The organism is Streptomyces sp. NPDC050619 (assembly GCF_040654815.1).
Classification (GTDB): Bacteria; Actinomycetota; Actinomycetes; order Streptomycetales; family Streptomycetaceae; genus Streptomyces.
The window spans coordinates 79,587-106,489 of sequence record NZ_JBFAIR010000033.1 but is presented as its reverse complement, the minus strand read 5'-3'; the positions used below and the strand labels follow the sequence as shown (position 1 = coordinate 106,489).

25 protein-coding genes and 4 pseudogenes are annotated in these 26,903 nt (G+C 68.7%); 13 read left to right on the top strand and 16 right to left on the bottom strand.

What is annotated here, in order from left to right:
- Positions 1-48: 48 nt before the first annotated feature.
- Together AB0I77_RS39925 and AB0I77_RS39920 are read right to left on the bottom strand one after the other, a co-directional pair.
- On the bottom strand, positions 49-261 hold the full coding sequence (locus tag AB0I77_RS39925) for a hypothetical protein (protein WP_363287740.1): 213 nt from the start codon (positions 259-261) through the stop codon (positions 49-51).
- Positions 262-335: 74 nt separating this feature from the next.
- A pseudogene (locus AB0I77_RS39920) lies at positions 336-542 on the bottom strand (zinc-binding dehydrogenase); the annotation flags it as partial.
- Between AB0I77_RS39920 and AB0I77_RS39915 the strand changes: the two are divergent.
- Positions 502-882, top strand: coding sequence for a hypothetical protein (locus tag AB0I77_RS39915; RefSeq protein WP_363287739.1), 381 nt, complete (start codon positions 502-504; stop codon positions 880-882). The pseudogene AB0I77_RS39920 and the gene AB0I77_RS39915 sit on opposite strands and share 41 nt — an antisense overlap.
- A 130-nt stretch (positions 883-1,012) precedes the next feature.
- Here AB0I77_RS39915 and catC read toward each other — a convergent pair whose 3' ends face one another.
- From catC to AB0I77_RS39895, 4 genes are read right to left on the bottom strand one after another with little or no spacing between them, the layout of a single operon-like run.
- A complete protein-coding gene (gene catC, locus AB0I77_RS39910) occupies positions 1,013-1,309 on the bottom strand; it encodes a muconolactone Delta-isomerase (protein WP_363287719.1) in 297 nt (98 codons plus the stop codon).
- Positions 1,310-1,315: 6 nt separating this feature from the next.
- A complete protein-coding gene (catA, locus tag AB0I77_RS39905; protein WP_363287718.1) occupies positions 1,316-2,170 on the bottom strand; it encodes a catechol 1,2-dioxygenase in 855 nt (284 codons plus the stop codon).
- 25 nt (positions 2,171-2,195) lie between these two features.
- Entirely contained in the window at positions 2,196-3,299 is a 1,104-nt protein-coding gene (locus tag AB0I77_RS39900) for an enolase C-terminal domain-like protein (RefSeq protein WP_363287717.1), read from the bottom strand.
- Positions 3,296-4,222 carry a LysR substrate-binding domain-containing protein gene (locus AB0I77_RS39895; RefSeq protein WP_363287716.1) on the bottom strand — a complete coding sequence of 309 codons (927 nt, stop codon included), beginning with the start codon at positions 4,220-4,222 and terminating at the stop codon, positions 3,296-3,298. Before AB0I77_RS39895 ends, AB0I77_RS39900 begins: the two co-directional genes overlap by 4 nt.
- Before the next feature lie 239 nt (positions 4,223-4,461).
- On the opposite strand from AB0I77_RS39895, the gene AB0I77_RS39890 reads away from it, so the two are divergent.
- Positions 4,462-5,202, top strand: a complete 741-nt coding sequence (locus AB0I77_RS39890) for a Rieske 2Fe-2S domain-containing protein (RefSeq protein ID WP_363287715.1) — start codon at positions 4,462-4,464, stop codon at positions 5,200-5,202.
- Between the two features lie 80 nt (positions 5,203-5,282).
- On the opposite strand, the gene AB0I77_RS39885 is transcribed toward AB0I77_RS39890, so the two are convergent.
- Positions 5,283-6,785: a long-chain fatty acid--CoA ligase gene (locus AB0I77_RS39885; RefSeq protein WP_363287714.1), complete on the bottom strand. Its 1,503-nt coding sequence runs from the start codon at positions 6,783-6,785 to the stop codon at positions 5,283-5,285.
- 149 nt (positions 6,786-6,934) lie between these two features.
- On the opposite strand from AB0I77_RS39885, the gene AB0I77_RS39880 reads away from it, so the two are divergent.
- The gene (locus tag AB0I77_RS39880; RefSeq protein ID WP_363287713.1) at positions 6,935-8,140 is read left to right on the top strand and encodes a helix-turn-helix domain-containing protein; all 1,206 of its coding nucleotides are present in this window, start codon (positions 6,935-6,937) and stop codon (positions 8,138-8,140) included.
- A gap of 162 nt (positions 8,141-8,302) precedes the next feature.
- Here AB0I77_RS39880 and AB0I77_RS39875 read toward each other — a convergent pair whose 3' ends face one another.
- From AB0I77_RS39875 to AB0I77_RS39860, 4 genes are all read right to left on the bottom strand, one after another.
- Positions 8,303-10,759: a SpoIIE family protein phosphatase gene (locus AB0I77_RS39875; protein WP_363287712.1), complete on the bottom strand. Its 2,457-nt coding sequence runs from the start codon at positions 10,757-10,759 to the stop codon at positions 8,303-8,305.
- A gap of 134 nt (positions 10,760-10,893) precedes the next feature.
- Positions 10,894-12,507 (bottom strand): CocE/NonD family hydrolase, encoded by a 1,614-nt coding sequence (locus AB0I77_RS39870; protein WP_363287711.1) that lies wholly within the window; start codon positions 12,505-12,507, stop codon positions 10,894-10,896.
- Entirely contained in the window at positions 12,434-13,171 is a 738-nt protein-coding gene (locus AB0I77_RS39865; protein WP_363287710.1) for a helix-turn-helix domain-containing protein, read from the bottom strand. Before AB0I77_RS39865 ends, AB0I77_RS39870 begins: the two co-directional genes overlap by 74 nt.
- A 160-nt stretch (positions 13,172-13,331) precedes the next feature.
- Positions 13,332-13,778 carry a nitroreductase/quinone reductase family protein gene (locus tag AB0I77_RS39860; RefSeq protein ID WP_363287709.1) on the bottom strand — a complete coding sequence of 149 codons (447 nt, stop codon included), beginning with the start codon at positions 13,776-13,778 and terminating at the stop codon, positions 13,332-13,334.
- Positions 13,779-13,865: 87 nt separating this feature from the next.
- Here AB0I77_RS39860 and AB0I77_RS39855 point away from each other — a divergent pair, with 87 nt between their 5' ends.
- On the top strand, positions 13,866-14,783 hold the full coding sequence (locus tag AB0I77_RS39855; RefSeq protein ID WP_363287708.1) for an AraC family transcriptional regulator: 918 nt from the start codon (positions 13,866-13,868) through the stop codon (positions 14,781-14,783).
- Here the strand turns inward: AB0I77_RS39855 and AB0I77_RS39850 are convergent.
- The 3 genes and pseudogenes from AB0I77_RS39850 to AB0I77_RS39840 form a co-directional block, all read right to left on the bottom strand.
- Positions 14,780-15,356, bottom strand: a pseudogene (locus tag AB0I77_RS39850) (FCD domain-containing protein). The gene AB0I77_RS39855 and the pseudogene AB0I77_RS39850 overlap by 4 nt on opposite strands.
- Before the next feature lie 99 nt (positions 15,357-15,455).
- Positions 15,456-15,701 (bottom strand): annotated as a pseudogene (locus AB0I77_RS39845) (ABC transporter permease); the annotation flags it as partial.
- An 84-nt stretch (positions 15,702-15,785) separates the two neighbouring features.
- Entirely contained in the window at positions 15,786-17,582 is a 1,797-nt protein-coding gene (locus AB0I77_RS39840; protein ID WP_363287707.1) for an alpha-L-fucosidase, read from the bottom strand.
- 546 nt (positions 17,583-18,128) lie between these two features.
- On the opposite strand from AB0I77_RS39840, the gene AB0I77_RS39835 reads away from it, so the two are divergent.
- A complete protein-coding gene (locus AB0I77_RS39835; protein WP_363287706.1) occupies positions 18,129-18,752 on the top strand; it encodes a helix-turn-helix domain-containing protein in 624 nt (207 codons plus the stop codon).
- 115 nt (positions 18,753-18,867) lie between these two features.
- Here the strand turns inward: AB0I77_RS39835 and AB0I77_RS39830 are convergent, their stop codons facing one another.
- A complete protein-coding gene (locus AB0I77_RS39830; RefSeq protein ID WP_363287705.1) occupies positions 18,868-19,566 on the bottom strand; it encodes a helix-turn-helix domain-containing protein in 699 nt (232 codons plus the stop codon).
- 153 nt (positions 19,567-19,719) lie between these two features.
- Between AB0I77_RS39830 and AB0I77_RS39825 the strand changes: the two genes are divergently transcribed.
- From AB0I77_RS39825 to AB0I77_RS39795, 7 genes and pseudogenes are all read left to right on the top strand, one after another.
- Complete coding sequence (locus tag AB0I77_RS39825) at positions 19,720-20,655, top strand: NADP-dependent oxidoreductase (RefSeq protein ID WP_363287704.1); 936 nt, start codon at positions 19,720-19,722, stop codon at positions 20,653-20,655.
- A gap of 41 nt (positions 20,656-20,696) precedes the next feature.
- Positions 20,697-21,371, top strand: coding sequence for an SDR family NAD(P)-dependent oxidoreductase (locus tag AB0I77_RS39820; protein ID WP_363287703.1), 675 nt, complete (start codon positions 20,697-20,699; stop codon positions 21,369-21,371).
- 97 nt (positions 21,372-21,468) lie between these two features.
- Complete coding sequence (locus AB0I77_RS39815) at positions 21,469-21,840, top strand: DoxX family protein (protein WP_363287702.1); 372 nt, start codon at positions 21,469-21,471, stop codon at positions 21,838-21,840.
- 27 nt (positions 21,841-21,867) lie between these two features.
- Positions 21,868-22,188: pseudogene (locus AB0I77_RS39810) on the top strand (LLM class flavin-dependent oxidoreductase); the annotation flags it as partial.
- A gap of 74 nt (positions 22,189-22,262) precedes the next feature.
- A complete protein-coding gene (locus AB0I77_RS39805; protein ID WP_363287701.1) occupies positions 22,263-22,925 on the top strand; it encodes an LLM class flavin-dependent oxidoreductase in 663 nt (220 codons plus the stop codon).
- Positions 22,926-23,033: 108 nt separating this feature from the next.
- Positions 23,034-23,924: a hypothetical protein gene (locus AB0I77_RS39800; RefSeq protein WP_363287700.1), complete on the top strand. Its 891-nt coding sequence runs from the start codon at positions 23,034-23,036 to the stop codon at positions 23,922-23,924.
- Positions 23,921-24,355 carry a nuclear transport factor 2 family protein gene (locus AB0I77_RS39795; RefSeq protein ID WP_363287699.1) on the top strand — a complete coding sequence of 145 codons (435 nt, stop codon included), beginning with the start codon at positions 23,921-23,923 and terminating at the stop codon, positions 24,353-24,355. Before AB0I77_RS39800 ends, AB0I77_RS39795 begins: the two co-directional genes overlap by 4 nt.
- Positions 24,356-24,614: 259 nt before the next feature.
- On the opposite strand, the gene AB0I77_RS39790 is transcribed toward AB0I77_RS39795, so the two are convergent.
- A complete protein-coding gene (locus tag AB0I77_RS39790; RefSeq protein WP_363287698.1) occupies positions 24,615-26,060 on the bottom strand; it encodes an aminotransferase class V-fold PLP-dependent enzyme in 1,446 nt (481 codons plus the stop codon).
- Positions 26,061-26,258: 198 nt separating this feature from the next.
- On the opposite strand from AB0I77_RS39790, the gene AB0I77_RS39785 reads away from it, so the two are divergent.
- The gene (locus tag AB0I77_RS39785; protein ID WP_363287697.1) at positions 26,259-26,858 is read left to right on the top strand and encodes a TetR/AcrR family transcriptional regulator; all 600 of its coding nucleotides are present in this window, start codon (positions 26,259-26,261) and stop codon (positions 26,856-26,858) included.
- Positions 26,859-26,903: the final 45 nt, after the last annotated feature.

The window sequence follows — 26,903 nt, the reverse complement described above, 5'->3', positions numbered from 1 at the left end:
CGACGTGGCCGACGCCGGGGATGACCTCCGTGCGACGGTTCCGGTCCGTCAGGCGATGGGCAGGACCGGCTTGAGAGTGGTGCCCTTCTCGGAGTCCTCGACCGCCTGGTTGATGTCCTCGAAGGCGTACGTCTTCACCAGCTTGTCGAAGGGGAAGCGGCCCTGCTGGTAGAGGTCGACGAGCTTCGGGATGAACAGGCGCGGCACGCTGTCGCCCTCGACGATCCCGCGCACGCCGCGGCCGAAGAGCAGCGAGGACATGTCGAGCTTGGCTCGGTGCCGAGCGCGGCGGCGCCGATCAGTCCGCAGGTGCCGCCCTGGTTCAGCGCGTCGACGGCCTGCCGGAGCACGGCCGGGACCGCGGTGATCTCCAGGGTGTAGTCGACGCCGAGCCCGCCGGTGAGGTCCCGCAGTACGGCCACCGTGTCGGCGGCGGCCCCGTTGATCACATGCGTGGCGCCCAACTCCTGTGCCAGCGCGAGGCGCTCGTCCTGGAGATCGATGGCGACGACGGTCGTACAGCCCGCGACGACGGCGGCCATGACGGCGCTGATGCCGACCGGGCCCGCTCCGAAGACCGCGATGCTGCTGCCCGCCGCAGGCCTGAGTGAGTTGAGGACCCCGCCCGCGCCGGTCTGTATGCCGCAGCCGAGCGGGCCGAGCAGTTCCAGGGGCGCCGCCCGGTCCACCTTCACCACGTTGCGTTCGGTGGCCAGGGCGTACGTGGCGAAGGACGACTGCCCGAAGAAGACACCGTGTACGTCGCCGGCCTCGCGGTGCAGGGGAGTACTGCCGTCGGTGCGCGACCCCGCGAAGTTGTACGCGAAGAACTGGTCGCAGTACGCAAAGGGCGATTTCCGGGCGCTGTCCGGTCTCCTGTGAGGAGCTTTCGCTCCATGTGGCGGTGGAACGCACGGCGGCCTCCGGCGGGTGGTGCTTACGTGGTCACGCGGCACTGAGACGCGCGCTCAGCGCTGCCTGTGCGGCGTGGGGCTGTTCGCCGCCTTGTCCATCACGCCACGACCTCACCGGCGGCCAGGTCGGACGGGTGCTGAGCCAGCGGTGTCACGTCCACCTTCATGTAGGGGAAGAGGGGGAGGTTCCACAGGAGGCGGTGCAGCGCCTCGTTGTCGGCGACGTCGAAGACGCTGATGTTGGCGTACTGCCCGACGCACCGCCAGATGTGCACCCACTCCCCCGACTTCTGAAGTTCGTGGCAGTACGCCTTCTCACGTGCCACCAGGTCCGCGCGAACCTCGGGGTCGAGGTCGCGCGGAATCGCGACGTCCATCCGTACCGCGAACAGCACCGCGCATCACGCCTTGTCGAGGACGAAGTCGTACGTGACCTCGTTGCCGCTGCCGTCTCCCACAGGGGTGGGGGCCAGGATCAGTTCGGGCTTCACGGCCTGCGCGATGTCGTCCTCGACATGGCTGCCACCCTGGAAGTAGAGCTGCGTGGTGATGAGTTGGTGGCCCGGCGCCGACACCTTCAGGTGGAGGTGCGCGGGGCGCCACGCGTGCCAGCCCGCGGCGGCGATGAGCCTGCCGCAGGAGCCGTCGGTCGGGATCTGGTACGGCGCCGGCTCCATGGTGTGGATCTTGAAGTTGCCCTGGTCGTCGGCTACGACGTGGCCGCGCAGGTTCCACTCGGGCAGGCCGGGGGCGAACTGCGAGTAGTAGCCGTCGTTGTCCGCGTGCCAGATCTCCACCGCGGCGCCGGGCAGCGGTGTGCCGTCCACGCTCGTCACCCGGCCCTGGAAGAGCAGCGAGGTGCCCTCCTCGCCGTCCCGCATCGGCAGGGTCGCCTCGGCGGGCAGGCGCGGGGCGTCGGGGACGTAGTACGGGCCTTCGATGGTGCCCTTGCTGCCCTCGCGGTTCTCGCTCGCGACCTCCTCCACGACGTGCTCGACCCACACGTCCAGGAAGAGCGGCCACTCGCCGTCCTGGCCCACCTGGATCAGCCATGCCTTCAGCGCGTCGTACTCGGCGTAGGTGACCTTGTGGCGGCGGACGACATCGTGGACGGCGGTGATGAGTTCGGTGGCGAGCGTGTCCACGCGCCGGGTGTCGACGTCGGCGGCGCCGGAGTGCCGCCGGGTGCGGAACCGCTCGGTGGCGGCGGCGCCGGAGGCCGCGGCGGTGGCCTGCTCGGTGATGATGTCGGTCATTGTCTTCCCGTCCCAATCGGTGAGTTCAGCGGTCCTCGCGGTAGCGAGCCAGCTTGTCGGGGTCGATGTCGATGCCCAGTCCGGCGCCCTCGCGGATGCGCAGGGTGCCGGACTCGATGGTCAGCGGCTCGGTGAGGAGGTCGTCGGTCATGTCGAGGAAGTTGGACAGCTCGCCGGCCTGCCGGGTGGTCGTGCGATGCGCGGCGCCGAAGGCGACCGCGCACAACGTGCCGACCTGGCCGTCGATCTGATTGCCCATCACCACCTCGACACCCAGCCCCTCGCACTCGTGCAGGACGCGCTGGGAGGCGGTGAAGCCGGTACGGGCGGTCTTGATGCTGATGGCGGTGGCGGAGCCGCCGAGCAGTTCGCGGGTCACCTCGGCGGCCCGGGTGGCACTCTCGTCCGCGATGAACGGGATGGGGCTCTGGGCGACCAGCCAGCGCCTGCCCAGCACGTCGTCGGCGGGGCAGAGTTCCTCGGCGAAGGTCAGACCGAGGTCGGCCATCTCGCGCAGCGCCCGGGCCGAATCGGAGACCGACCAGCCTCTGTTCCCGTCGATGTAGAGGTCGACGTCCGGGCCGAGAGCCTCCCGCAGAGCCCGGCAGGCCGCGACATCGTCGCGGTACGGCTGGCGGCCGACCTTCACCTTGAAGGTGGTGATGCCGTACGTGTCCCGGATCCGCTCCGCCTCGGCGACCATCTGCTCGGCGGGCGCGAAGCCGACCATGTGGCTCACCCGCATGCGGTCGGTGTAGCCGCCGAGCAGTCCGGAGACCGGCATGCCGGCGGCCTGGCCGAGGATGTCCCACAGGGCCATGTCGACCGCGGACTTGGCGGCCGGGTTGCCGACGGTCCGGTCCAGGCGCTCGTGGACCGCCTCCCGCTCCAGGGCCGTCAGTCCCAGAACCTGCGGCGCGAAGATCTTGTCGATCACCGCGACGATCGACTCCTGGGTCTCGCCATAGGTGTACGGGCGCGGCGGTGCCTCAGCCGTCCCCGTCAGACCCTCGTCCGTGTGCACCCGGACCAGAACGTGGTCGGCGGTATGCACCTCACCGCTCGCGAATTTCAGCGGCTTCTTGTACGGAATGGCGAAAGGGATTGCCTCCACGTCGACGATCTTCATGCCGCTCCTTCGCCCCCCTCGACCGCTTGGGGCCCGTCAAGAAACATGTCGTTCCGCTCCAGCACTTTCAGGAGATTGAGCAGCAGGGGTGACTCGTCGTCCTCGCGCCAGGCCAGGTCCAGGCGGACGGACAGCGCGTCCTCGATTCCCTTGCACACCACTCCCTCGCGGGGCGCGGAGCGGATCGAGTCCGGGAGCACGGCGACACCGAGCCCCGCCGCGACCAGCGCCAGCGCGGCGGAGGTCTCGGTGACCTCGTAGGCGCGGTGCGGGTAGAAGCCGGAGGCGAGACAACTGCGCACGACCGCGTCGTTGACGACGGAGCCCAGCGAGGCGCCGTACATGATGAAGTTCTCGTGCCGCAGCTGCTCCACGCGGACGGAGTCCGCCTCGCCGAGCCAGTGCTCCTCTGGGACGGCGACGACCAGGGGCTCGTCGGCGATGGGGCGGTGGACGATCCCCTCCTGCCGTACCGGCGGGCGCAGGACGCCGACGTCGAGGCGCCGCTCGGTCAGCCCCGACTCCTGGGCGGGTGTGAGCATCTCGGTGTGCACCTCCAGCATCACTTGCGGCATCTCGCGTTTCACCAGCCGTGCGAGTAGGGGCAGTTGGCGGTACGAGGCGGATCCCGTGAGGCCGACCCTGAGCACCCCCTCCGTTCCCGACGCGAAGCGCCCGACCCTGGCCACCGCTTCGTCGACGGCCTTGAGGATGCGCTCCACGTCGGTACGGAACACCTCGCCCGCCCCGGTCAGGGCGACCTGCCGGGTGGTGCGGGTGAACAGATCCACGCCCAGTTCCGTTTCCAGGCGGCGTATCGCCTGGGAGAGCGGGGGCTGGGCCATGTGCAGATGTTCCGCTGCCTTTCCGAAATGACGCGTCTCGGCGACGGCCGCGAAATACCGAAGGTGCCTGAGCTCCATCGGGCTGCCCCTCTCCTGTTTCGGGGCCCTCGAATGCGCCTCAGCGTAGAGAGCGAGTCCCGTACACCACAAATACTTGATTGCAGCCTATTGAGACTCCAGGGATATCAATACCCCCCTGGGTCAACCCTGGGGAAATGCCTAGGGCCGACCTTTCATCTCGGTGTCATGGTGCTGAAAAGCAGCCGCAACACGCGGCGGTGAGCCAAGTCGCCGACACGATCCGGAAGGGACGGACCATGGCCGAAGCCCGCAGCCGTGCGCGGACCATCCTCGAAGACGCCCTCGTGGAGGACCCTGAGGACGGCGTGTACCGCGTCCGCCGCGGTGTCTTCACCGACGAGGAGCTCTTCGAGCTGGAGATGAAGCACATCTTCGAGGGGAACTGGATCTATCTCGCGCACGAGAGCCAGATCCCGGAGATCGGGGACTACTTCACCACGTACCTCGGCCGGCAGCCCGTCGTCATCTCCCGCGACAAGCAAGGCGATTTGCACTGTCTGGTCAACGCGTGCAGCCACCGCGGCGCGATGCTCTGCCGCCGGAAGACCGACAACCGCACCACGTTCACCTGCCCGTTCCACGGCTGGACCTACAACAACGCCGGCAAGCTGCTGAAGGTCAAGGACCCGCGGGACGCGGGTTACCCGGAACAGTTCAACAAGGACGGCTCGCACGACCTGACCAAGGTGGCCCGCTTCGCCAGTTACCGCGGCTTCCTCTTCGGCAGCCTCAACCCGGACGTCAAGCCCCTCACCGAGCACCTGGGCGACGCGGCGGTCGTCATCGACATGATCGTCGACCAGTCCCCGGAGGGCCTGGAGGTGCTGCGCGGCTCGTCGACGTACCACTACGACGGCAACTGGAAGCTCCAGGCGGAGAACGGCGCCGACGGCTACCACGTCTCCGCCACCCACGCGCACCACGAGGTCGCTGTGCGGGGTCATCTGGCAGGGCAGACCTCGCCGCAGGACGACTGACGGCACTCATCCCAGGAAGCTCAACGCCGACGGTCCTTTGCGCCGTACACGGTGCCGCACCATCACTCTTGGCGGAGCAGTCAGACCCTCGGCTCCGGCGACGTCGGCGCGCTGATCTCCCGCTTGAGGATCTTGCCGCTCGGCCCCATGGGCAACCTGTCCATGAGCCACACAGCCCGGGGGTACTTGTAGGCCGCGACCCGGTCCTTGACGTACTGCCGCAGTTCCTCGGCCGTGGCCTGCGCGCCCGGGCGCAGGACCACCGCGGCCGCGATCTCCTCGCCGAGCTCCTGATGCGGTACACCCACCACCGCGGCGAGGGCGACGGCCGGGTGCTCGTGCAGGACCTCCTCGACCTCGCGCGGGTAGACGTTGTAGCCGCCGCGGATGATCATGTCCTTCTTCCGGTCGACGATGTAGAGGTAGCCGTCCTCGTCCCGCCGGGCCAGGTCGCCGGTGCGCAGCCAGCCGTCCGGCATGGCAATCGCCGTCTCCTCGGGACGGTTCCAGTAGCCCTTCATCAGGTTGGGGCCACGCACGGCCAGCTCGCCGATCTCCCCGGGGGCGACGTCCTGGCCCATGTCGTCCAGCAGCCGGACCTCCACGTCCCGGATCGGAGTGCCGATCGAGCCGGCCTTGCGGGGCCGGTCGAGGTGGTTGAACGTCACCACCGGACTCGTCTCGGACATGCCGAAGCCCTCCAGCACCGCGCAGCCGAAGCGCTCCTCGAAGCCGCGCAGCACCTCCACCGGCAGGGAGGCGCCGCCGGAGACGCACATCCGCAGCGTCGACACGTCCGCGTCCGTCGAGTGCTGCAGCAGCGCCGCGTACATGGTCGGCACGCCCCCGAAGACCGTCGCCCGGTCACGGACGATGGCGTCCAGCACGGTCTGCGGATCGAAGCGCGGGATGAGCGTGAGCGAGGCGCCGCTGCAGACGGCCACGCTCATCGTGCAGATCTGGCCGAAGATGTGGAACAGAGGCAGACAGCCCACCACCACGTCGTCCGACGTCATCCGCTGAACGTGGACCTCATTGGCCTTTGTGTTGTGCCGCAGTCCGCCGTGGGTGAGCGCGGCACCCTTGGGCTTACCGGTGGTGCCGGAGGTGTACAGGAGGACAGCCACGTCGTCGTCCGCCGTCCGTGCGACCTCGGGCAACGGTTCGTGCCCGGCCAGCAGCGCGGCGAAGGAAGAAGGCTCCACCGCCGTGCGCCGTACCCCGGCGGCAGCCGCTCCCTGCGCGCCCTCCCCCGGCGCCTGGTGCCATTCGAAGAGCAGCACGGATCCGGAGTCGCTGAGGTGGTACGCGGTCTCCCGCTCCTTCAGCAGCGGGTTCAGCGGCACCACGATCGCGCCGGCGCGGAGCGCACCGTAGTAGAGCACGACGAACTCGGGGACGTTCGGCAGCATCAGGGCGACCCGGTCTCCGGGCCGTACGCCGTCGGCCCGCAGCAGCGCGGCCGCACGGGCGCTGCGTTCATCCAGTTCCGCGTAGGAGGTGATGTGCGATCCCAGCCGCAGTGCGGGACGTTCCGGCTGCCGTGCCGCAGTCCGCACCAGGAACTCCGCCAGATTCGCCATGACCTGCCTCCACGAACTCACCGTTGAAATCCGTTGTTCACGTGGCCGCCATCGTGCTTCGAACCACCGCCGACGCCTATGGACGGCGTGACACCATCACCCGCCCATAACTGTTCCCGCGAACAAGACAGGCGCATTAAGCTGCGGTGATGGACCTCCCAGAGGTGATCGCGGCGATCCACGACCGGCTTCCCGAGCTGGGTGAGCGGATCGCGGAACGCATTCGCGCGGACGTCCCCGCGTATGCGGATGAGTCGCTCATCCCGTTCGACTCGCTGCGCCGGTCCTGCACCGCCAACGCGGACCTGGTCCTGAAGCATCTGCGCCGTTCCGGCACACCGGATCCCGGACCGGCCCGGGAGACCGGCAGGATCCGCGCCGAGCAGGGCATGCCGCTGGCGGACATCCTGCACGCGTACCGGATCGGCTTCGAGTTCCTGTGGTCGGAGATTCTCACCCAGGCACGCACCCACACCACGGTCCCCGACACACAGCTGGTGGACCGATCAGCGGAGATCTGGCACCTGTTTGGGCTCTACGCCGAGGCTGTGGCAGCCGCGCACCGGGAGACCACCGCCGAGCTGGCCGTGCAACGCGGCGCCCGGCGCTCGGCACTGGTCGAAGCGCTGTTCTCCGGCGTGATCGCCGACCGCATCACGCTCTGGGACGCGGCCCGCGAACTGGGCCTGCCGGAACGCGGGCCCTACGCCGTCGTCGCGGCGGCGGCAGAGTCCCCCGGCGAGGCACCTCTGCCGGGCGTGGAAGCCTCGATGCGCCAGGCACAACTGCCCTCCGCCTGGCGGCTGTTGGCGGATCAGCAGATCGGCCTCATCGCCGTTGCCGCACCGGAGGCGGAGGCCACCGGCCTGCGCATCCTGCGCCGCGCCGGCGCCCGCGTGGGGGTCAGTCCCCGCTTCTCCTCACTGCGCGAAACACCGCAGGCCCTGCGCTTCGCCCGACTGGCCCTGGCGGGACTGCCGGGCGGCGGCCCGGGCGTCGCCCGCTTCGACGACAATCCCCTCGCCATGCTCGTCGCCGCCGCCCCCGTGGAGGCCGCCCACCTGATGAACGTGGTCCTGAAACCCGTACTCGACCTCCCGGGCCTCGAACGCACGCGACTCCTGGACACCCTGAAGCACTGGTTCGACGCCGGCGGCTCCGCCGCGACCACGGCGCAACGTCTCTACGTCCACCCCAACACCGTCCGCTACCGCCTGCGCCGCGTCGAGGAGCTGACCGGCCGTTCCCTCTCGGATCCCCATACAGTGGCAGACCTCGGAGCCGCGCTACTGGCTACTCGAAGCCCCGCAGCGGGTCGAAGCCCGGACGCCGACCCGGCGACATCGACTGCATGACCTGGCCCAGATCCTGCAACAGCGTCCGGTAGCTGAAGTGGCGCTCACCGACAGCTCCTGCGGTCCAGATGGCACGATCTTCCCAGTGAAGACTCATGCCCCCGGTAGCCGCCAGGAAAGAACATGCGACCGCGCGCAGCGCCTCGCTCACCGCATTCAGTCTTACCGGGCCGCGTCGTCCCAGACGCCTTTGACGTCGGCGTTCGCCTCCATGACGGCACCTACTGGCTGCTCTGCCCAGATGGTCTTTCCGCTGCGGTGGTAGCGGCTGCCCCACCGTCTGGCGAGCTGTGCCACGAGGAAGAGCCCACGCCCTCCTTCGTCACCTGCTTGTGCGCGACGCAGGCGGGGCTGGGTGTTGCTGGAGTCCGTGACTTCGCACACCAACGTGGTGTCGTCACGGAAGAGGCGGAGGCCGACCGCACCGCCTGCGTAGCGGATCGCGTTGGTGACCAGTTCGCTGACGATCAGCTCTGTACTGAAGGAGAGTTCGTCGAGACCCCACTCGACGAGCTGACGACCGACGCCACCGCGCGCTTCGGCCACGACCGCCGGATCGTCGGGAAACCGCCACTCCGCGATGTCGGACGCCGGCAGCGTGCGGGTACGTGCCAGGAGGAGCGCCATGTCGTCCCGGGGCGGGGAGGCGGCGGAGCGGGCCATGACCGCATGGCCGATGTCCTCGAGCGCTCTTCCCTCACGGCAGAGCACGGAAAGACGGTCCAGGAGTTCCCGGGCGCCTTGGTCAGTTCCGCCCGGATGGCGTTCCACGAGGCCGTCCGTATAAAGGGCGAGCGTCCCTCCGGGCCGCAGGTCGACCGTGGTGACCTCGAAGGGCATGCCGCCGACGCCGAGGAGAGGCCCCGGGGACACCTCGATCAGCCGGCCGGCGCCACCAGGTTCGATCACCGCAGGAGGCGGATGCCCGGCACTGGCCAGGGCACATGTGCCGGTGATCGGATCGTAGACCGCGTACAGACACGTGGCACCCATCGTGTCCACGTCCTGCGGATCTGCCTCGTCCGCGAGTTGCTGGACGAGGTCGTCGAGACGAATGAGGAGTTCCCCCGGCTCCAGCTCCAGGTCGGCCAGCGTGCGGATGGCGGTCCGCAGGCGCCCCATGGTGGCCGCGGCGTGCAGCCCGTGGCCGATGACGTCACCCACCACGAACGCCACCCGCAACGACGGCAGCGGGATGACGTCGAACCAGTCACCGCCGATGTCCGCCCCACCGCCGGCGGGCACATAGCTGCCGGCCGATTCGGCCGCCGTGGTCCTCGTCGTGCTCCGGGGCAGCAGACGCTGTTGCAGTGCGACCGCCGCCCGGTGCTCACGCGTGTACCGCCGGGCGTTGTCCAGGCTGAGCGCGCCTCGAGCGACGATGTCGAATAGAAGGTCGGCGTCCTTCTGCTCGAACCTCTCCACACGTCCCGTCCGCCAGACCGACACGAAACCGATGAGCCGCCCACGTGCGAACAGCGGAGACGACACCACAGCCTGAGCCTTCTCGGGCATCGTCAGCCGGATCAGATCCGGGTCCGCCAGGCGGTCGAGCACCTCCTGCCGGGACAGCTTGTAGAGCGCTTCGCGTTTTAGCACCGCCTCCCGTACCTCGGACATGTACGGCAGCGGTGGAATCGCGTCACCCGCCGCGAGGACGCCCTCCGGCCACACTCCATCGGCGGAGCTCACCGCCACCCGCCGCATGGGCAGCCACTCACGTGGATACATCACTTCCGGAGGCTCGTCGCCCTCCAGCAGGGCTTCGGCCACGTCGACGCTCGCCAGGTCTCCCAGAGCCGGAACCAGCACGTCGGCGATGGCCTGCGCGGTGCGGGTGACATCGAGCGAACCGCCGATCCGGGCCGACGCGTCGTGGCTGATCTCCGTACGGCGACGGGCCTTGTGCTGTTCCGTGATGTCGAGAAAGAGTGTCGCGACCCCCGTCGGGCGACCCCGCTCGTCCTCCAGCCTGAAGGCCGACACCGAGACCTGCCGCTCTTCGCCGGAGCCGTCCGGGAATCGCACGCTCTGCCGGTCGGCGATCAGCGGCACGCCGGTTTCCAGTACCCGGCCGAGCTTGGCCGCGTCGCTCTCCGCATCCTTGAGGAAGCCGGGGGTCCGACCATCGAAATCAGGGAGCGGAGGCCCTCCGCCGGTCTCCCCCGAGTGGGCATTGGTCCGTACGACATTGAGCTCGGAGTCGTGGATGGCCACCCCGATGTGTTCCTGAGCGAGCAGGGCGCGCATCAAGGACTGGGCGTGCTGCTGTTCCGCGACCTCGCGGACAGGCGCCGCCAGGAGCAGAACATCGGTGGAACCATTCACGCGCGCGGCGTCGAGCACGACCTCGACCTTCCGGCCGCTGCTGTGCCGCAACTCCGCCCGCGTACGCCGCAAGGACACCGCGTCGCTCTCCGCTTCCGGGAGACTCCAGCGCGACGGATCCACCAGCAGCGTCGAGATCGGACGACCGCAGGCTTCCTCCGCCGTCCGCCCCAGCAGATCCCTGGCGCCACTAGACCAGCTGCGGACGGTTCCTGCCGCGTCGACCAAGATGGCCGCAACGTATCCGGCGGAGGCCGGTCCCGGCTCATCGCGGTCGCCCAGGGCTACCATGTAACACCTCACGCGGGTGTGCGCGTCTCACAACACACTCACAAATAATATGGGCAAATTACGCATTTTTCTTGGGCTTGCAGAATTCTGGAGCATAGTCAGCACGACGTGCGGTCGCGGCCGCCAGAACCCAGTCAGCGGGTTCGCGTGGGCAGGCTGATGGTGGAGGGGTGGTCGGGGTCGTGGACTATCGTCTGTGTGGCGGGCTTCAGTTGGGTGGCGGTGTGCCGGGTTTCGCCGGTGCCGGGGTTGCGGTTGTACTGCGGGAACGCGCCGCTGGATATCTGGACGCGGATGCGGTGGCCGGTCCGGAACAGGTAGGCGGTGGGTGACAGCGCGACGGTGACGCGTGAGAGTTCGTCGGCCTCTGTGACGCCGGTGAGGCCGTCGCAGATGTTGGTGGAGCGGCCCGCGGGGTCGACGTCGCAGACGCGGACGAACACGTCGGCGTGGGGCAGGCTGGAGCGGAACCAGATGTCGGCGCTGACGTCTCCGATCATCTCGATGTCGTCGATGAGAGTGTCGCTGGTGTAGGTGAGGACGTCGGAGCGGGCTTCCAGTGCGGTGTTGTCGACGCGGCCGGCCTTGATGCCCGGCAGCATGCGTACTCCGCCGACTGCGGGGGTGGGGTCGGCCGGGTCGTACCGGTAGGAATCCGGTGCCGAGTCCGGCGGCGGGTCAAGGGCCAGGCGGCCGGCGGCGTGCAGGTGGAAGCGCTGCGGCGCATATTCCGGCGGGGGCCAGGCCGACAGGTCGCGCCACTGCTCCGCGCCCATGACGAACACGCGCACCGGCGCCCGGTCGGCGGGGGCTGTGCCGCGGGCATGGGCCATCCCGAACTCCAGGGTCTCCTCCAGCATGGTCTTCACGACCGGGACCGAGGTGTGCGACCAGGGGCCGATGGTGAGGCGAGGGCGACGGCCGGCAGCCTCCAGACGCGTGTAGTCGCGCAGCTGGCCGACCAGGAACACGTCGAACCAGCCGCCCACCAGGCTGGTGGGGATGGTCACGTCGGGGACTCGGTCACTGCCGTCGGTGGGGGCCCAGAACGGGGCGTCGGCGTCGTGGGCCAGGAAGTTCTGGATGATGTCGGACCGGTGGCCGAGGGCGACCTGATCGGCGCCGGAGAGAGGCAGTACGGCCTCGGCACGGCGGCGTCGGCGAGCGCCCAGCAGGAACCGGGCCATCGCCAAGCGTCGTTCCTGCTGTTCGACGAGCAGGCCCCATCCGAACAGCGATTCCAGGCCGAACGCTTCCCTTCGCAGGAACGCCAGGCCCAGCGCCGACTCGGTCACTGCGGGAATCATCGCTTTGACCTGTGCGGGCAGTTGGTCGGCCATCGCCCACTGGGTGTATCCAAGGTAGCTGGGGCCGCACAACACCAACGATCCGCCGAACCACGGCTGCTTGCACACCCATTCGACCGTGTCGATCCCGTCAAGCCGTTCACTGCGCAGCGGGTCGAAGTCCCCGCCGGAGCCGGCCGTGCCTCGACTGCTCTGCAACACCACCTGAAACCCGCGTTCGGCCAGCGGCCGGACCAGCTGCACAGCGACCACCCCGCGACGCCCGTAGGGGCTGCGCATCAGCACGGCGGGCAGGTTCTCACCTCCGGCGCGTGGCGCCCACCGGTCGGCCAGCAGCACAGTGCCGTCCCGCATCGGGACTTCGAGATCACGCTCGACCACGAGGTCCCGGGTCATCGGCGCCGGCAGACCCAGCGATTTCTGGAGGAGCAGACTGGTCACAGGCAGTGTTCTCACTGAGGTCCTCCGTGGGAGTGGGGGCAGAGCGCCGGTCGCGGTATGCGCCGGTGAGGACGGACTGGATACGCAGCAGGCGCTGGGCGAAGTCGTCGGGATCCAGCGGGTCCTGTCCGTCGACCAGCCACTCACCCAGCGCCATCGATGCCGCGCCGGTGAGGAAATCCGCCACCTCACCGGCGGCCTGCTCATCGAGGTCGCCGAAGAGCCGCCGGGCGCTGGCGAGTCGGTACGGGTGGAACAGACTGTTCACCGTCCTGATCGCGGCGTACGCGCACGAGCCGGTCAGCAGCGGACGATAGAACTCTCGGTACTCGGCGAAATGGCGGGCCAGCGTGAGCGTGGTAGGCGCGTCATCGAGATCCTGCGGCAGCCGCGGTAGCAGCTCCCGTGTCACCAGTTCGGCCGCGGCCGCGAGCAGCACTCCGTCGCGGTCTCCGAAGTGCAGGTACAGCACTCGACGGCTTACATCCGCGGCCTCTGCCAGGTCGGTCGCTGGCACAGCGGTCGTACCCCGCTCACTGACCAACCGCACGGCCGCCGACAACAACGCCGACCGGGATCGCCGCACCCGGCGGTCCCGTACCTCTGGGTTGCTTGGCAAATCGAATTCCACGACCAGATGATGCGCGCCTGTATCCGAATGCACAAGTGTTACTTTACGAGCCGATCCTCGAGCCTGGCTGCCGGGGGCACGGCCGATCACCCCCGGGGAGACGGCGGCATCTCATGAGCGGTCTCCGCGGCGGCGATTCTGAGGGCTCTTGGACGCTGCCTGGGAGAGACATGCGCTCGCCGCGGCCGGGGCACTAGGTTCGCTGCAACTCGATCACGGGGATGACCCGGCTGGTCTTGCGCTGGAACTCGGCGTACGCCGGTTGGACAGCGGACTGCTTGGCGTAGATCTCGTCCCGCTCGGCACCCGTGAGCACCCGCGCGACCACCGGGAAGGTCTCGGTGCCGAACTCGACGGTGGTCCTCGGGCGGGCCACCAAGTTGTGGTACCACGCCGGGTGCTCGTCGGCCCCGGCCTTGCTGGCGAAGACGAAAAGCCGGTCGTCCTGACGGAACGGGACCAGTGGCGCTATGCGTTCGATGCCGGACCTCACGCCGACGTGGTGGACCAAGACCAGCGACAAGCCCTCGTACACGCCGCCGACCTTCCCACCGTTCGCCCGGAACTCGGTGATCACGGCGCTGTTCCACTCGGGCGGGGAGAAGGCCCCCGGCCGGTTCAAGTCAATCGTCTCTTCCATGACACCGACCATATGAAGCATGCGTTGGTCGAATCGATGCCTAAAGCGACCATGAACATGTCCATCTGTAGCACTACGCTGGCGAGCGTGGACCTATTGGCAGAAACGCTCGCAGTAGGCGGCGTCCGAGGCACCGTCGGTGCACGGATCGAGGCGAACGAGCCGTGGGGAATCCTGTGGCCCGGAAGCGCCGGCGCGGCCTTCTACGCCGTCGCCTCTGGCACCGCCTGGCTGGAGCTGCCCAGCCACCCGCCCCGCCAGCTCATGCCGGGCGATGTCGTACTGCTGCCGAACGGGCCGGGGCACACGCTGCGCAGCGCCCCGGACGCCGCGGTGGTCCTCCAGCAGTGCACGGAAGCGGATGATGCCCGGGCCCGCGGCGGCGTGCTCCGCATTGGCTCGGGAGAGATGCATACCAATATCCTGGGTGCCTCCTACGACTACGACCCGGCGGTGTCCACACAGGTTCTCGCCACGCTGCCGGACGTCGTGCACCTTCGGGCGAACCACAGCGGCAGCGGTCTGGACGACACCGTCCGGCTGCTGTCCCGGGAACTGACCCAACCGCAGATCGCCACCGAGTTCGTCCTCAACCGACTCGTCGACATCCTCCTCGTCCAGTTGCTCCGCGTGTGGCTGACCGAGAAGCCGGCCGAAGCACGAGGAACCTGGCTCGGGGTCCTCGGGGACCCGCTGGTCAGCGTGGCTCTCACCAAACTCCACGAGGACCCCGCGAAACCGTGGACGACCGACCTGCTCGCGACGGAGTTGGCGACCTCCCGCAGTACGCTGACCCGCCGCTTCCGCGAAAGCACCGGCCGAACCCCCGGCGACTACCTCACCCGGTGGCGGATGGACCTGGCCGCCATCCGGCTCCGCGACACCAACGACACTGTGGACACCATCGCCCGCTCGGTCGGCTACACCTCCGTTTTCGCGTTCAGCCGGGCCTTCCGGCGCGTCCGCGGCGAGGCCCCCGGGCAGTACCGCCACTCAACCCGCTAGTACGACAGGGACTGGGACCGGTAGTGCCGCCAGCCGTCGATCGGGCGGAGGGGATCGTCGCCGAGGCTTGTCGCCGGCCACCGCTCGACGTCCGTGATGTGCACAGTCGCGGCGGAGACCGCGAGCAGCGCATCGCGTGCGTGGAACGCGCGGAGGATCTCCTCGTGGTCCCGGTGGGCACTGTCCAGCGCGGCACGGGTCCGGCTGCCTCGGACGATGCGTAGCCGCTGGGTGCGGGTGGAGAGCATCTGCAGAAGCATGGAGAGCACCAGGTTGCCGACCTTCGACGATGCGCAGGTGGAAGGCGATGTCGTGGGCGACGAACTCGTCGACAGTTGCGGCGGAGCGGCACCGGTCGAGGATGTCGCGGAGCTCCTGGAGGTCGTGAGGTTGCGGCACGGACGCGGCCAGTCCGGTCGCCTGGGATTCGAGCAGTCTGCGTACCTGGAGCAGTTGCAGGGCGGTACGCCCCTGCGAGACGCCGGCGGCGAAGGACAGGGTTTCGAGGAGGAGGTGGGGCTCCAGGCTGGAGATGTAGGTGCCGTCGCCCTGCCGGGTGACCCGGATCCGCATGCGGTCAGCGCCCGGGCCGCCTCGCGCAGCGAGTTGCGGGACAGCCCGAGCTGGCCGGCGAGGACGTCCTGAACCAGTTCCTCAACGGCGCGCGCCGGCCAACGTCATGACGTTGACGACGAGCTGGAGGGTGAGCACACCGGCCAGGGCGCCGAAGACGGAGCCCCTGCCGCCGTTGAGGCTCACACCTCCGATGACGGCCGCGGCGAAGACCCGGAAGATCCAGCCGCTGCCCTGAGTGGCGGAGATGGAGCCGTAGTGGCCGCTGTAGAGGATGCCGGCGAACGCGGCCAGCACGCTGCCGATGATGAGGATGATCCACACGATCCGGTCGACGCGGATGCCGAGTTTGAGCCGTCGGTACGGCCGGTCCGGACGGAACTCCGCATGCGCGACCGACGGTTGCGCCGAAGGAGCGGCGCCCGGCGGTCAGCCGATCTTGGTCATGGTCCACTGCTGAGGAGTGCCGCTGTTGGAGGTGTACTGGATCACCTTGCTGCCTTCAGTGGTGACGTTGCCGTTGTCCAGAGCCTTGCCGCTGCGGCGGTTGACGAGCTTGTACCGTCCGCCGCCCACCGAGGAGATGGCCCACTGCTGCGGAGTTCCCGTGTTGGAGGTGTACTGGATGACCGCGCTGCCCTCGGTGGCGACGTTGCCATTGTCCAGGGCCTTGCCACTGCGGACACACACCAGCTTGTAGTAGCCGTGCCCCGTGTAAGTGAGCCTCCACTGCTGGGGGGTGCCGCCGTTCTGGGTGTACTGGATGACCGAGCCGCCCTGGGTGGTGACGTTGCCGTTGTCCAGGGCCTTGCCGCTGTTGGCGGACACCAGCCGGTAGACACCCTCCGGCAGGACCGCGGGCATGCCGCTGACCTCGACGCAGACCACCGAGACGTCGGCGTTGGGCGCGGTGGCCGGCACGGTGACGTTGATGGTGCCGCCGCTGACGGTGTAGGAGAGCGAGGTGGAGGGGGCGCTCAGCAGGTAGACGCGGCTGATGGTGTTGTGGACCTCCGGGATCCGGAGCACGCCGTCCGTGGGCCAGGTGAAGACGTGGGCGAACAGCTTGCCGTCCTTCATGGTCACCTTGCCCCAGGACGGTTCGGCGGCGAAGGGGCTGCCGCTGGTGCCGTAGACGCTGTCACCGTAGGTGCTCATCCAGGAGGCGAAAGCGTTGAGGACGTTCACGGTGCCCGAGGTGAGCGTGCCGTCGCCCTTGGGACCGACGTTGAGCAGGTAGTTGCCGTCCCGCGAGACGACCGTGACGAACTCCCTCAGGAGGTCACGGACGGACCGGTAGGAGCTCTCCTTCGACTGGTTGTAGCCCCAGGCGCCGTTCATCGTGACGCAGGTCTCCCAGGGCCGGTCCATCGGTGCCGCGGGGACCTTCTCCTCCGGGCACGCGAAGTCGCCGAGGCCGAGGTCGCGCTTGACCCGCTCGTTCACTACGAGTTCGGGCTTGCGGCTGATCAGCCAGTTGTACAGGTCCTGGCCGTCCGACTTGATCCACCAGTCGTCGAGCGTGGGGGTGGACGGGTTGCCGCACCAGTCGCCGTCGAACCACAGCACGGCCGGGTCGTAGCGGTCCAGCAGTTCCTGCAACTGGGCCTTCATGTCGGTGATGTAGGCGGTGCGGGCGGACTGCGAGGCCATCGTGGAGAAGACGGTGCTGTGGTTGGCGGTCTGGGAGGAGTGGTTCCAGTCCATGATCGAGTAGTACAGCCCGAACTTGACGCCCCGGCTCTCGCACTCCGTCTTCAACTGCGCGAGCAGGTCGGGTTGGTAGCCACTGTAGTCGCGCAGGTTGTACTGCTTGGTGCCCGTGGTGTCGGTGAAGCTCGCCACGTCGGAGTTCCACATCGCGTAGCCCTCGTGGTGCTTGGCGGTGATCACGAGGTACTTCATGCCGGCGTTCTTGGCCAGCTCGGCGATGGTCGCGGCGTTGAAGGAGGTCGGGTTGAAGGGCTCGCTGACCTGGTTCTGGTAGTCGGCCTTGGCCCAGTTCTCACTGTAGAACGCCCACTCACCGTGGCCCAGGTAGGAGTAGGACCCGAAGTGGATGAACATCCCGAACCTGGCCTGGTACCACCAGTCCATCTTCGAGGGGACCGTGTACGCCTCGGCGGCGGAGGGCCACAGGGCCTGCGGCAGCCCGAAGGCCGCCACTCCTCCGGCAAGGGCGGCAGCCTTCATCAGAGAGCGTCTACTGAGGGAGGCAGAGGACATGGTGCGGCTCCATGTGTGAGGGGAGGGAGGGCAGGGCGTCAGGAGCGGAACGCCGACATGGCGCCCGTGCTCCGCGTCGCCGCCCCATAGAAGACATCGGATGGATTTATAGGAGCATGACGGCGCTCACGTCTACAGGTGAGACGAGATTGACCCAAAACGCAAAAATAAATGAGGAGTTCTGGGACACGTTCAAGCGTGAAAGGTCACCATCCGTGGGGGCCGATGCTATACATCGGAGCTCTTGAGGGGCGGCTTTCTCGATCAGAGACCCAGCACCCGGCCTCCATGGCTCAGTCGAGCTGCGGAACCTGCGGAGCGCCCCTTCCCGCCATCTGCGGGTATCCCGGCGAGCACCGGCATCCGAGAGTGGAGTGCACCCACCTCCCCCGCCGTTCCCAAAGGAGAGAGCGATGGCCGACCAGGCGGCCGGGTGCGGGTGGAGGAGCGCCAGGCATCCGGGCCTGAGGGCGCGCCGGACATCACTGTGATGACTCTCAGCCCCGTCGAGGACCGGGGCCCACGGGAGGCGGGTCGGCCCGACTCGTGGGTCTGGCTGGAGCGGGCGACCGGCGCGACGCCGTCAAGCGGCTGGGGCTCACCGGCGAGGTGACGGTCATCGCCATCGCCTCCCCCGGACCACTGGTGCCTCACCCCACCCGGGTCGGTCGGCACGCGGTCGCCCTGGTCGCCGGTACACCGGTCCCGCCCCCGGACCTGCGGGCCGGGACAGCGATCGCCCAGGAGTCGGCGCACCTGCCGACGACCCTGGAACGAGCCCGTCTCGCGCTCCGGCTGACCGACCGGGTGAACGGCCCCGGCCCGTCCCTGGTGGCGTATGACAACCTGGGAGCCCTCGCCGTCCTCGCCAAGCGGACCACGCCGCCGGAGGCGGCGGCCATCGCCGAAGTACGCCGCCTGGACCGCATTCTCGGCACCCGTCCCTGGGTGATCGACACCCTCCAGGCGGAACTCGACCATGCCAGCCCGCGGCGAGCGGCGACCGGCCTCCACGTACACCACTCGACTCTCCAGGAACGCCTGGTCTGGCTCGCGACCCAGCTCGGATACTCGGTCACGAAGCCGGGTGGACGTCAACGCGCCGCCGTCGCCGTACTTCTGTGGCGGATCGCCCACAGCGAGGACGAACTCGCCGACGACGACGGCTGAGAACTCCGACGCACCTGTCCCCCAGGCAGCCTCCGGGCATCATCCGCATCGACCGAGGGGAGGGGACCTGACCGGCGCCATCGCCGTTGCCTTCGGGCGTAGGCCGGCCGCGAGATCAGCTCTTCTTCCGCGGGTCCGGTGAGGTGGAGCATGGCGGGCCGGCGCGGAGCATGGCCTTGTAGAGGGCACGAGGTTCGGGTGAGTCGGGCAGCGGGCCGCGGGCGGGGGCCTGGAAGGACTGGAGCAACATGGCGACGACGCGGCGCCAGGCGTCGGGGGCGGCGGCGCCGGTGGCATTGACGACGCCGGCGTTGGCCATGTGGATCAGTACCAGATCCTCGGGGGTGAAGTCTTCGCGCAGACGGCCGGCGGTCTTGGCTCGGTCGATGAGCTGCACCATCGCCTCGTACGCCTCGTTGCGGCGTTTCTCCAGGGCCTTGGCGGTGGGGAAGGTCATGGTCAGCACGTCGGCGAAGCCGTAGTCCGCGGCCTGCATCGCGCAGACGGTCTCGATGAACCCGGCGAGCCCGTTCCAGGGGTCGGGGTCGTCGAGGGCGACGGCGACCGCATCGGCGTAGGCGTCCATGCGGTCGGAGAAGACGGCGTCGACCAGTTCACCCTTCGTGGGGAAGCGGCGGAAGAGGGTGGCGATGCCCACCTCCGCCTCGCGGGCCACGGATGACATGGAGGCGCCCAGGCCGTCGCGCCCGAACACCCTGCGCGCGGCGGTGACGACCCGCGCGCGGTTGCGCTCGGCGTCACTGCGCAGGAGCGGGGAAGCGGTGTCGTCGGTGTTCTGAGCGCCAGGGTTCATGGCACGCAGTCTAACGAATCGGAAGGGCCCTTCCAGTTTTGGTGTTACGCTGCCGAGACGGAACTGGAAAGGCCGTTCCACATCAGGGAACCGGAAGGGCCGTCTCAGATTGTTGGGTCGATTTGTTGATCGGACTGTCAGGAGTTGATGACCATGCGAGCCGTGACACTGCCGCGGGTGCCGGGCACTGTTCAGGTGACCGAGGTGGAGACACCCCGCCCGGAGGCCGGTGAGCTGCTGGTGAAGGTGGCCGCGTCCTCGGTGAACGGGTTCGACCTCGGCACGGTGGCCGGACACCTGCAAGGCATGATGGAGCACCGCTTCCCGCTGATCCCGGGCAAGGACTTCGCCGGCACCGTCGAGGAGGTCGGCGAGGGTGTCGAGGGCTTCACCGCCGGCGACGCCGTGTTCGGTGTGGTGACCAAGGCACACCTCGGTACCGGTTCGATGGCGCAGTACGTCGCCGTCCCCGCCGCCATCGGCATCGCCCACCGGCCCGAGCGGGTCTCGGTGCGTGACGCGGGCGCGCTCGGGCTGGCGGGCACCGCCGCCTTCGACGGTCTCGCCCTGCTCGGCCCCCTGGAGGGCAGGACGGTGCTGATCTCGGGTGCCACCGGCGGTGTGGGCGCCATCGCGGTACAACTGGCCGCGGCCCGGGGCGCGCGCGTGATCGCCACGGCCAAGCCGGGTTCCCAGGCCGACTTCGTCGCGGCACTGACCGATGCCGAGGTGACTGTCATCGACTACACCCTGGACGTGAGCGCGCAGGTCCGGGCCATCTCCCCGGACGGAGTGGACGCGGTGCTGCACCTGGCGGGCGACATGGCCGAACTGACCGTGCTCGCGCGCGACGGCGGCGCCGTCGCCTCCGCCCTGGGCGTCCCCGACGCCCCGGAGCACCGCAAGCTCCAGACCGCCATGATCCGGTCCGACCCGAGCGCCGACACCCTGTCCACGCTCGCCGGACAAGTCGCCGCGGGTGCCCTGAAGGTGTCGGTGACCTCCGTCTACGACCTTGAGCGGGCCCCCGAGGCATTCGCCGCGTTCGGCGCCGGCACCGTCGGCAAGATCGCCCTCACCGTCGCCTGACCCACCCCTTTCCCAACAGCCTTGACCGAGAAGGATTCACTGTGCCCAGCATCGCCATCGTCGGAGCCGGCCCCGGAATGGGCGCCGCCATCGCCCGCACCTTCGGCACCCGCGGCTTCGACGTCGCTCTCATCGCCCGCAACCGCGCCAAGCTCGACATACTGGCGGGCGAGCTCGCCGCCGACGGCATCACCGCCGTCGCGTTCCCCGCGGACGTACTCGACCACGACGCGCTCACCCAGGCACTCAAGGACGCCGCCACGCACTTCGGCGGCATCGACGTCCTGGAGTACTCCCCGGCCGGGACGGTCACCTCCATGACCCTCACCACCCCGTCCCGGACCAGCCCCTCCGATGTGCAGCGGGAGATGGACTTCCTGCTCTACGGCGCCATCGCCGCCACCCGGGCCGTGCTGCCCGCGATGCGCGAGGCCGGCACGGGCACCCTGCTCTACACCAGCGGCGCCGGCTCGCTCGACCCCATCCCGATGCTCGGCAACGTCAACGCCGCCCAGGCCGCGCTGCGCAACTGGGTGATCAACCTGCACAAGGAGCTGGCCGACACCGACATCCAGGCCGCGCACGTCGCCATCGGCGTATGGATCGGCGCGGGCGGCCCTCCCGGAGCGCCGACGGCCACGGCCGAGGAGATCGCCCCCCTCTACTGGGATCTGCACACGCAGCGCGACGAAGTAGAGCGCGTCTTCACCGTCTGACGCCGCGTCGGCTCCACCCATCCCCACCCGTCGTTGACCCCTGATCCGATGCGGCGTCCCCCGCCGCAGCGCGACCAAAGTAAAGGTTTCCGCTCCGATGAACGTGTTCCTGTGGATCCTGCAAGCCGTCCTGGCCGCGCTGTTCGCGGCAGCCGGCATCACCAAGACCACCCGGCCCCGCGAAAAGCTCATACCCCAGCTCCCGTGGGTCAGTGACGTCTCGACCCCTGTGGTGCGTCTCATCGGTACCGCCGAACTCGCGGGCGCCCTCGGGCTGATCCTGCCGGGTGCCTTCGACATTGCCGCTGTGCTCACGCCCCTGGCCGCCACCGGCCTGGCCGTGATCATGGTCCTGGCCATGGGTGTCCATGCCCGCCGCAAGGAACCCCAGGCCATCGGCTTCAACGCGATCCTGCTCATCGTCGCGGCGGTCATCATGTGGGGCCGGTTCGGGCCTCACGCCTTCTGACCGCCTCCCCGCCCGCCGGAGACGACCGTGGAACTGGGCATCCTCTCCCTGTCCGACCTGCAGACCGACCCCACCACGAAGGCGCTGCATGACCCGGGGCGCCGCACCCGCGAGATCGTGTCCTACGCCGTCGCCGCCGACCGGGCCGGCCTGGACGTCTTCGGCCTCGGCGAGCACCACAGCTGGGACTTCGCCGTCGCCAACCCCGCTGTCCCGCTGGCCGCGATCGCCCAGGCCACCAGCCGTATCCGCCTGGCCAGCGCCGTGTCCGTGCTGTCCACCGTCGATCCGGTCCGCCTCCACCAGGACTTCGCCTCCCTCGACCTGCTCAGCGACGGCCGCGCCGAGATCATCGCCGGTCGCAGCGCCTTCACCGAGGCGTTCCGCCTTTTTTCGGCGTCGGCCTCGACGACTACGACGAGGTGTTCGCGGAGAAGCTGCGGTTGCTGCTCGCCATCCGCGAAGACCCCGATCACGTCACCTGGAACGGTCGATTCCGTCCGGCGATGGAGGACTTGTCCGTCCCGCCGCGGCCGCGGCAGGAGAAGCTGCCGCTGTGGCTCGGGGTGGGCGGCACCCCGTCCAGCGTGGAACGTGCCGGGCGCCTCGGCCTGCCCATGGTCCTCGGCCTCATCGGCGGCGACCTCCGCCGCGTCCGTCCGGTCGTCGAGCACTACCGTGCTGTCGGCACCGCCGCCGGCCATCCCTCCGAACGGCTCGAACTCGGCATCTCCAGCCACTTCTACGTCGGGAGGACCTCCCAGGGCGCGCGCGACGACCTTTTCCCCCATTACCGCGAATACGTCCGCCCCAAGCCACCCACCGGCCGCGGCTTCCACATCTCACGCGCCGACTTCGACGCCAACTCCGGGCCGTTCGGGGCACTGGTGGCCGGCAGCCCCCAGGAGATCATCGACAAGATCCTCACCAAGCACGCGCTGTTCGGCCTCGACCGGTACCTCGGCCAGGTGGACTTCGGCGGCATGCCCGCCCCGATGGTTCACGCGTCCATAGAACTCCTCGCCACCGAGGTCGCCCCCGCCATCCGCAAGGAACTCGGCGTCCCGGCAGGACCGGCCGCATGAACAGCGCCACAGACGTGTCCATCCGCGCCCCACCGCTCCGCTCACGTCTACGGCCGGCTCATGCCCCCTCAAGCACCATCCCCCACCCTTGCGAGGAGCAGACCCCCCATGACCACCATCACCGACCCGTCCTACGTCGACCCGGCACTGATCAACCCCCGCGCGGTACGCCTCGTCGAGGCGTTCAAGGACGCCCTGATCCGCCTCCGCGACGAAGAGGGGCTGACCTTCGACGACCTCAAAGCGGGCGCCGACGTGCTGCAGAAGATCCAGGCGGTCACCGGCGGCCCGCTGGCGCTGATGGCCATGCCGCTGTACAGCGAGCTCTTCCAGGACGGCCGGGACGGCTACACCCCCTCCGACGACGTCGACAGCCCCACCTACATCCCCGGCTCCCCGCCCATCGGCAACCCCGGCACCCTGCCGATGCGACCCGACGAACCCGGAACCCCGCTGACCGCCTCCGGCCGCGTCCTGGACGGCCACGGCCGCCCGCTTGCCGACGCCAGGATGGAGATCTACCACGCGGCCAACAACGGCAACTACTCCGGGCAGTACGACGACGGAGTGCCCAAGCACAACCTGCGCGGGCACCTGTTCACCGACGACGACGGCCGCTACACCTTCACCACCGTCACCCCCATCCCCTACACCGACCGCCAGGTCGCGGCGATTGACGGAATCCCCGAGGTCGCCGCAGCCCTCGGCCGCAGCCTCTACCGCCCGGCCCACATTCACTTCGAGGTCCACCACCCCGATCTGACCACCCCCTGGTACGGCGAGATCTACTTCAAGGGAGACCCCGTAATCCCCGTCGACCTGGTCGGCGCGAAGATCGCCCATCCCGCCCTCCAGGCAGACACCGCCCTGCACGAGGACTCCCAGGACATAGCCGAAGCCGGTTTCCCGGGCCCCTACCGGACCACGGAGTTCGACTTCGTCCTCAAGACCCGTACCAGCCCCGACACCTTCGCCCCAAAAAGGGCGACGACGGCATGACCCCCGAGAACGCCGCGGCCTGGTCGCTGGCCCGGCTCAACACCGCCTACTTCCACCACTACGACCGCCGCGCATACGACGAGCTGCTCCAACTCTTCGCTCCCGACGCCGTGTACCAGGTCAACGGACGCAAGCTGCGCGGCCATGCCGAAATCCTGGAGGTGCTCAACGCGCGCCCCGGGCCCGAACTGACCGTGCGCCACCTCGTCACCAACCAGCACTTCCACAGCATCAAAGACGCGACCGCCCAGGGAACCGTCTGTGGGGTCGTGTACGGCGGACCCACCTCGATCGATGAGGGCCCCGCGCCCTACCCGGTCGCGAACGGCGGGCACATCGTCGAACTGACCGACCACTACCGGGCCGAGAACGGGCACTGGAAGATCGCCCACCGCATCGTGGACATGGTCCTCGTCCCGGCCGCCGTCTGATCGGCCCTCAGCCGCTTCCTCCACGGCCGGGAGCCCATCGGTCCGGTCCGCCTCAGGCGCGCTCGGCGTCTGTGGCTCGACCGCGACGCGATGCGTTTGCCGCTGCCCACCCACGGAGTAGCGCCTCCAGGCCGTCGGGACGAAGCGGGATGCGACGCTCTTCCTCGCCGGATTTCCGACGTACGGGAACAGCGGGTGGTTGGCCGCCCGCACATGCGGCTGCGGCCAACCGCTCGGCCCGACAGTGCCGATGGTTACGTCACCCACCGCTCTGGCGAGCGGCTGTGCGAAGCGAGTGCCACAGGGTGTCGATGTGGTCAGGCAGCGTCGTCGTCGCGCCGATAGCGACGCGAATCGCGAAGTGACCGTTGACCGATGTGTGCGTGAGGAAGGAATGCCCTTCGGCGTTGACCGCCTCCATTGCCGCCTTGGTGGCGGCGTCGTCAGGGCGACCGTCCCGGTCGACGAGGTACAGACATACGAGTGCCAGTGACGGCGGGGCGGCCAGGGCGAAGCCCGGCTCGCTCTTGATCCTGCCGGCCAGGGAGTCGGCCATGGTGACGTGGCCGCGGATGCTTTCGCGCAGGCCTTCCAGTCCGGCGCCGTGCACCACCGACCAGATCTTCAACGCACGCATACGACGGCCCAGCGGAACCTGCCAGTCGCGGTAATCGATGACTTCGCCCGATTCCGTCGCGGCGTTACGCAGGTACTCCGGCGTGATGGACAGCGCTGTCGGCAGCGCTTGGGCATCCCTCACCCACATGAACGAGGCGTCGAAGGCGGTGTAGAACCACTTGTGTGCGTCGGTGCAGAACGAGTCGACAAGGTTCACGCCGTCCAGGAGCCAGCGGAATTCGGGACACAACGCCGCGACTCCTGCCCACGCGGCGTCGACGTGCACCCACGCCTCATACTCGCGCGCTGCCAGGGCGACGTCTCTGACGGGGTCGATGGCACCCGTGCCGGTTGTTCCCACGGTCGGACAGACCATGACCGGCCTCTTTCCGGCGGCTGCGTCCTTGGCCAGCATGTCTGCCAGGGCATCCGCCGACATGGACAGCGTGCCCTGCGTGAAAGGGACGATCCGCAACGCTCGCGCGCCGAGCCCGGCCACACGCACGGCCTTGGCCAGTGACGAGTGGGTCTCGGCAGTGACGTACACGGTCTCGGTGCCGTCCACGCCATGTTCGCGCCAGTCCGGGTTGCTGCGCTGCAGCGCGGCCAGCAGCGCTGCCAAAGATGCCGACGAGGCCGAATCCTGCAGCGAACCGCCTCCGCCGCCGGCGAAAGTGAACTCGTGACCAAGGCCCAGCGCGTCCGCCAGGCCGTCGAGCAGGACCTGCTCGATCTCCGTCCCGGCCGGCGATGTCGACCAGAGCATTCCCTGCGCGCCGATGCCGCCCGATGCGATGTCACCAAGGAGCGACAGCAGTGACGCGTTCGCCGGGAAGTAGCCGAAGAAGCCTGGGTGCTGCCAGTGGAGCGACGAGGGAACGATCACGTCGTTGAGCAGGGCAACGAGATCATCGCCCAGCGCCTCGGACGGCTGCTCAGGCAGTTCGCGAGGAAGCTGAGCCTTTACGGAGCCCGGTGAGACCTTCGGCTGCACGTGCAGGGAGGGGAGCGAGGCGCGGTACTGGGCGACCCAGTCGACCAACTGGTGGCCCTGGCGGCGGAATTCGTCTGGCTCGAGATCAGGCACGCTTTGTCCTATGAGGTCGTCACCTATCATCTACAGTTGTAGATTAATAATCCCAATGTAACCCCTTACCGAGTTGCTGGGAAGGGGGCGCCATGTACACACCCCCGAGACTTATCCGCCGTGAGGTCTCGGTCTGGCCGCACCGTGCCGACCACAGCCACCAGCATGCAGCCGTCTACCCGTTGGTAAGGTGTCACCATGCCCAAGATCGTGGACCACGACGCGCGGCGTAAAGAGATCATCGAAGCTGTATGGCGCCTTGTCGCGCGGCGAGGATTCGCGGCGCTGAACATGCGGGATCTCGCCGCCGAAGCGGGGTTCACCAACGGTGCGCTAGCACGATACTTTCCCACCAAAGCAGCGATTCTGCGGGCCGCGCTGGAGCGCGCCAACGCAGCCACCGAGCAGCGGGCCGCCCGCACCATCGTCGGCGCCAACGGCGTGAACGCGTTCCGCAGGTTCTGCATCGAGATCATGCCTCTGGACGACGAGCGTCTCAACGAGGCCCGCGTTGTCATCGGCTTCTGGAACTACGCGGTAGCCGATGAGGAACTGATCGACGTCTACGACCAGGCAATATCTCGCTGGCGCGATCAGATGCTCTCGTATCTGCGCACTGCGGCTGAAGCCGGAGAGATCAACCCGTCCTGCGATCTCGATGCGTTCTTGGACCTTGTGATGGCGACGTTGATGGGGCTCCAGATCAACGCGATCTTCGCGGCCCGCCTGACCACACCCACCCGCCAGTTGCGGATACTCGACGGACTCATCGCGGGCTTGCAGACCGGCACCTCATGATCTGAGCACGCAGGAGCAGAAGTAGTCACGTGTGATGGGCGAGGA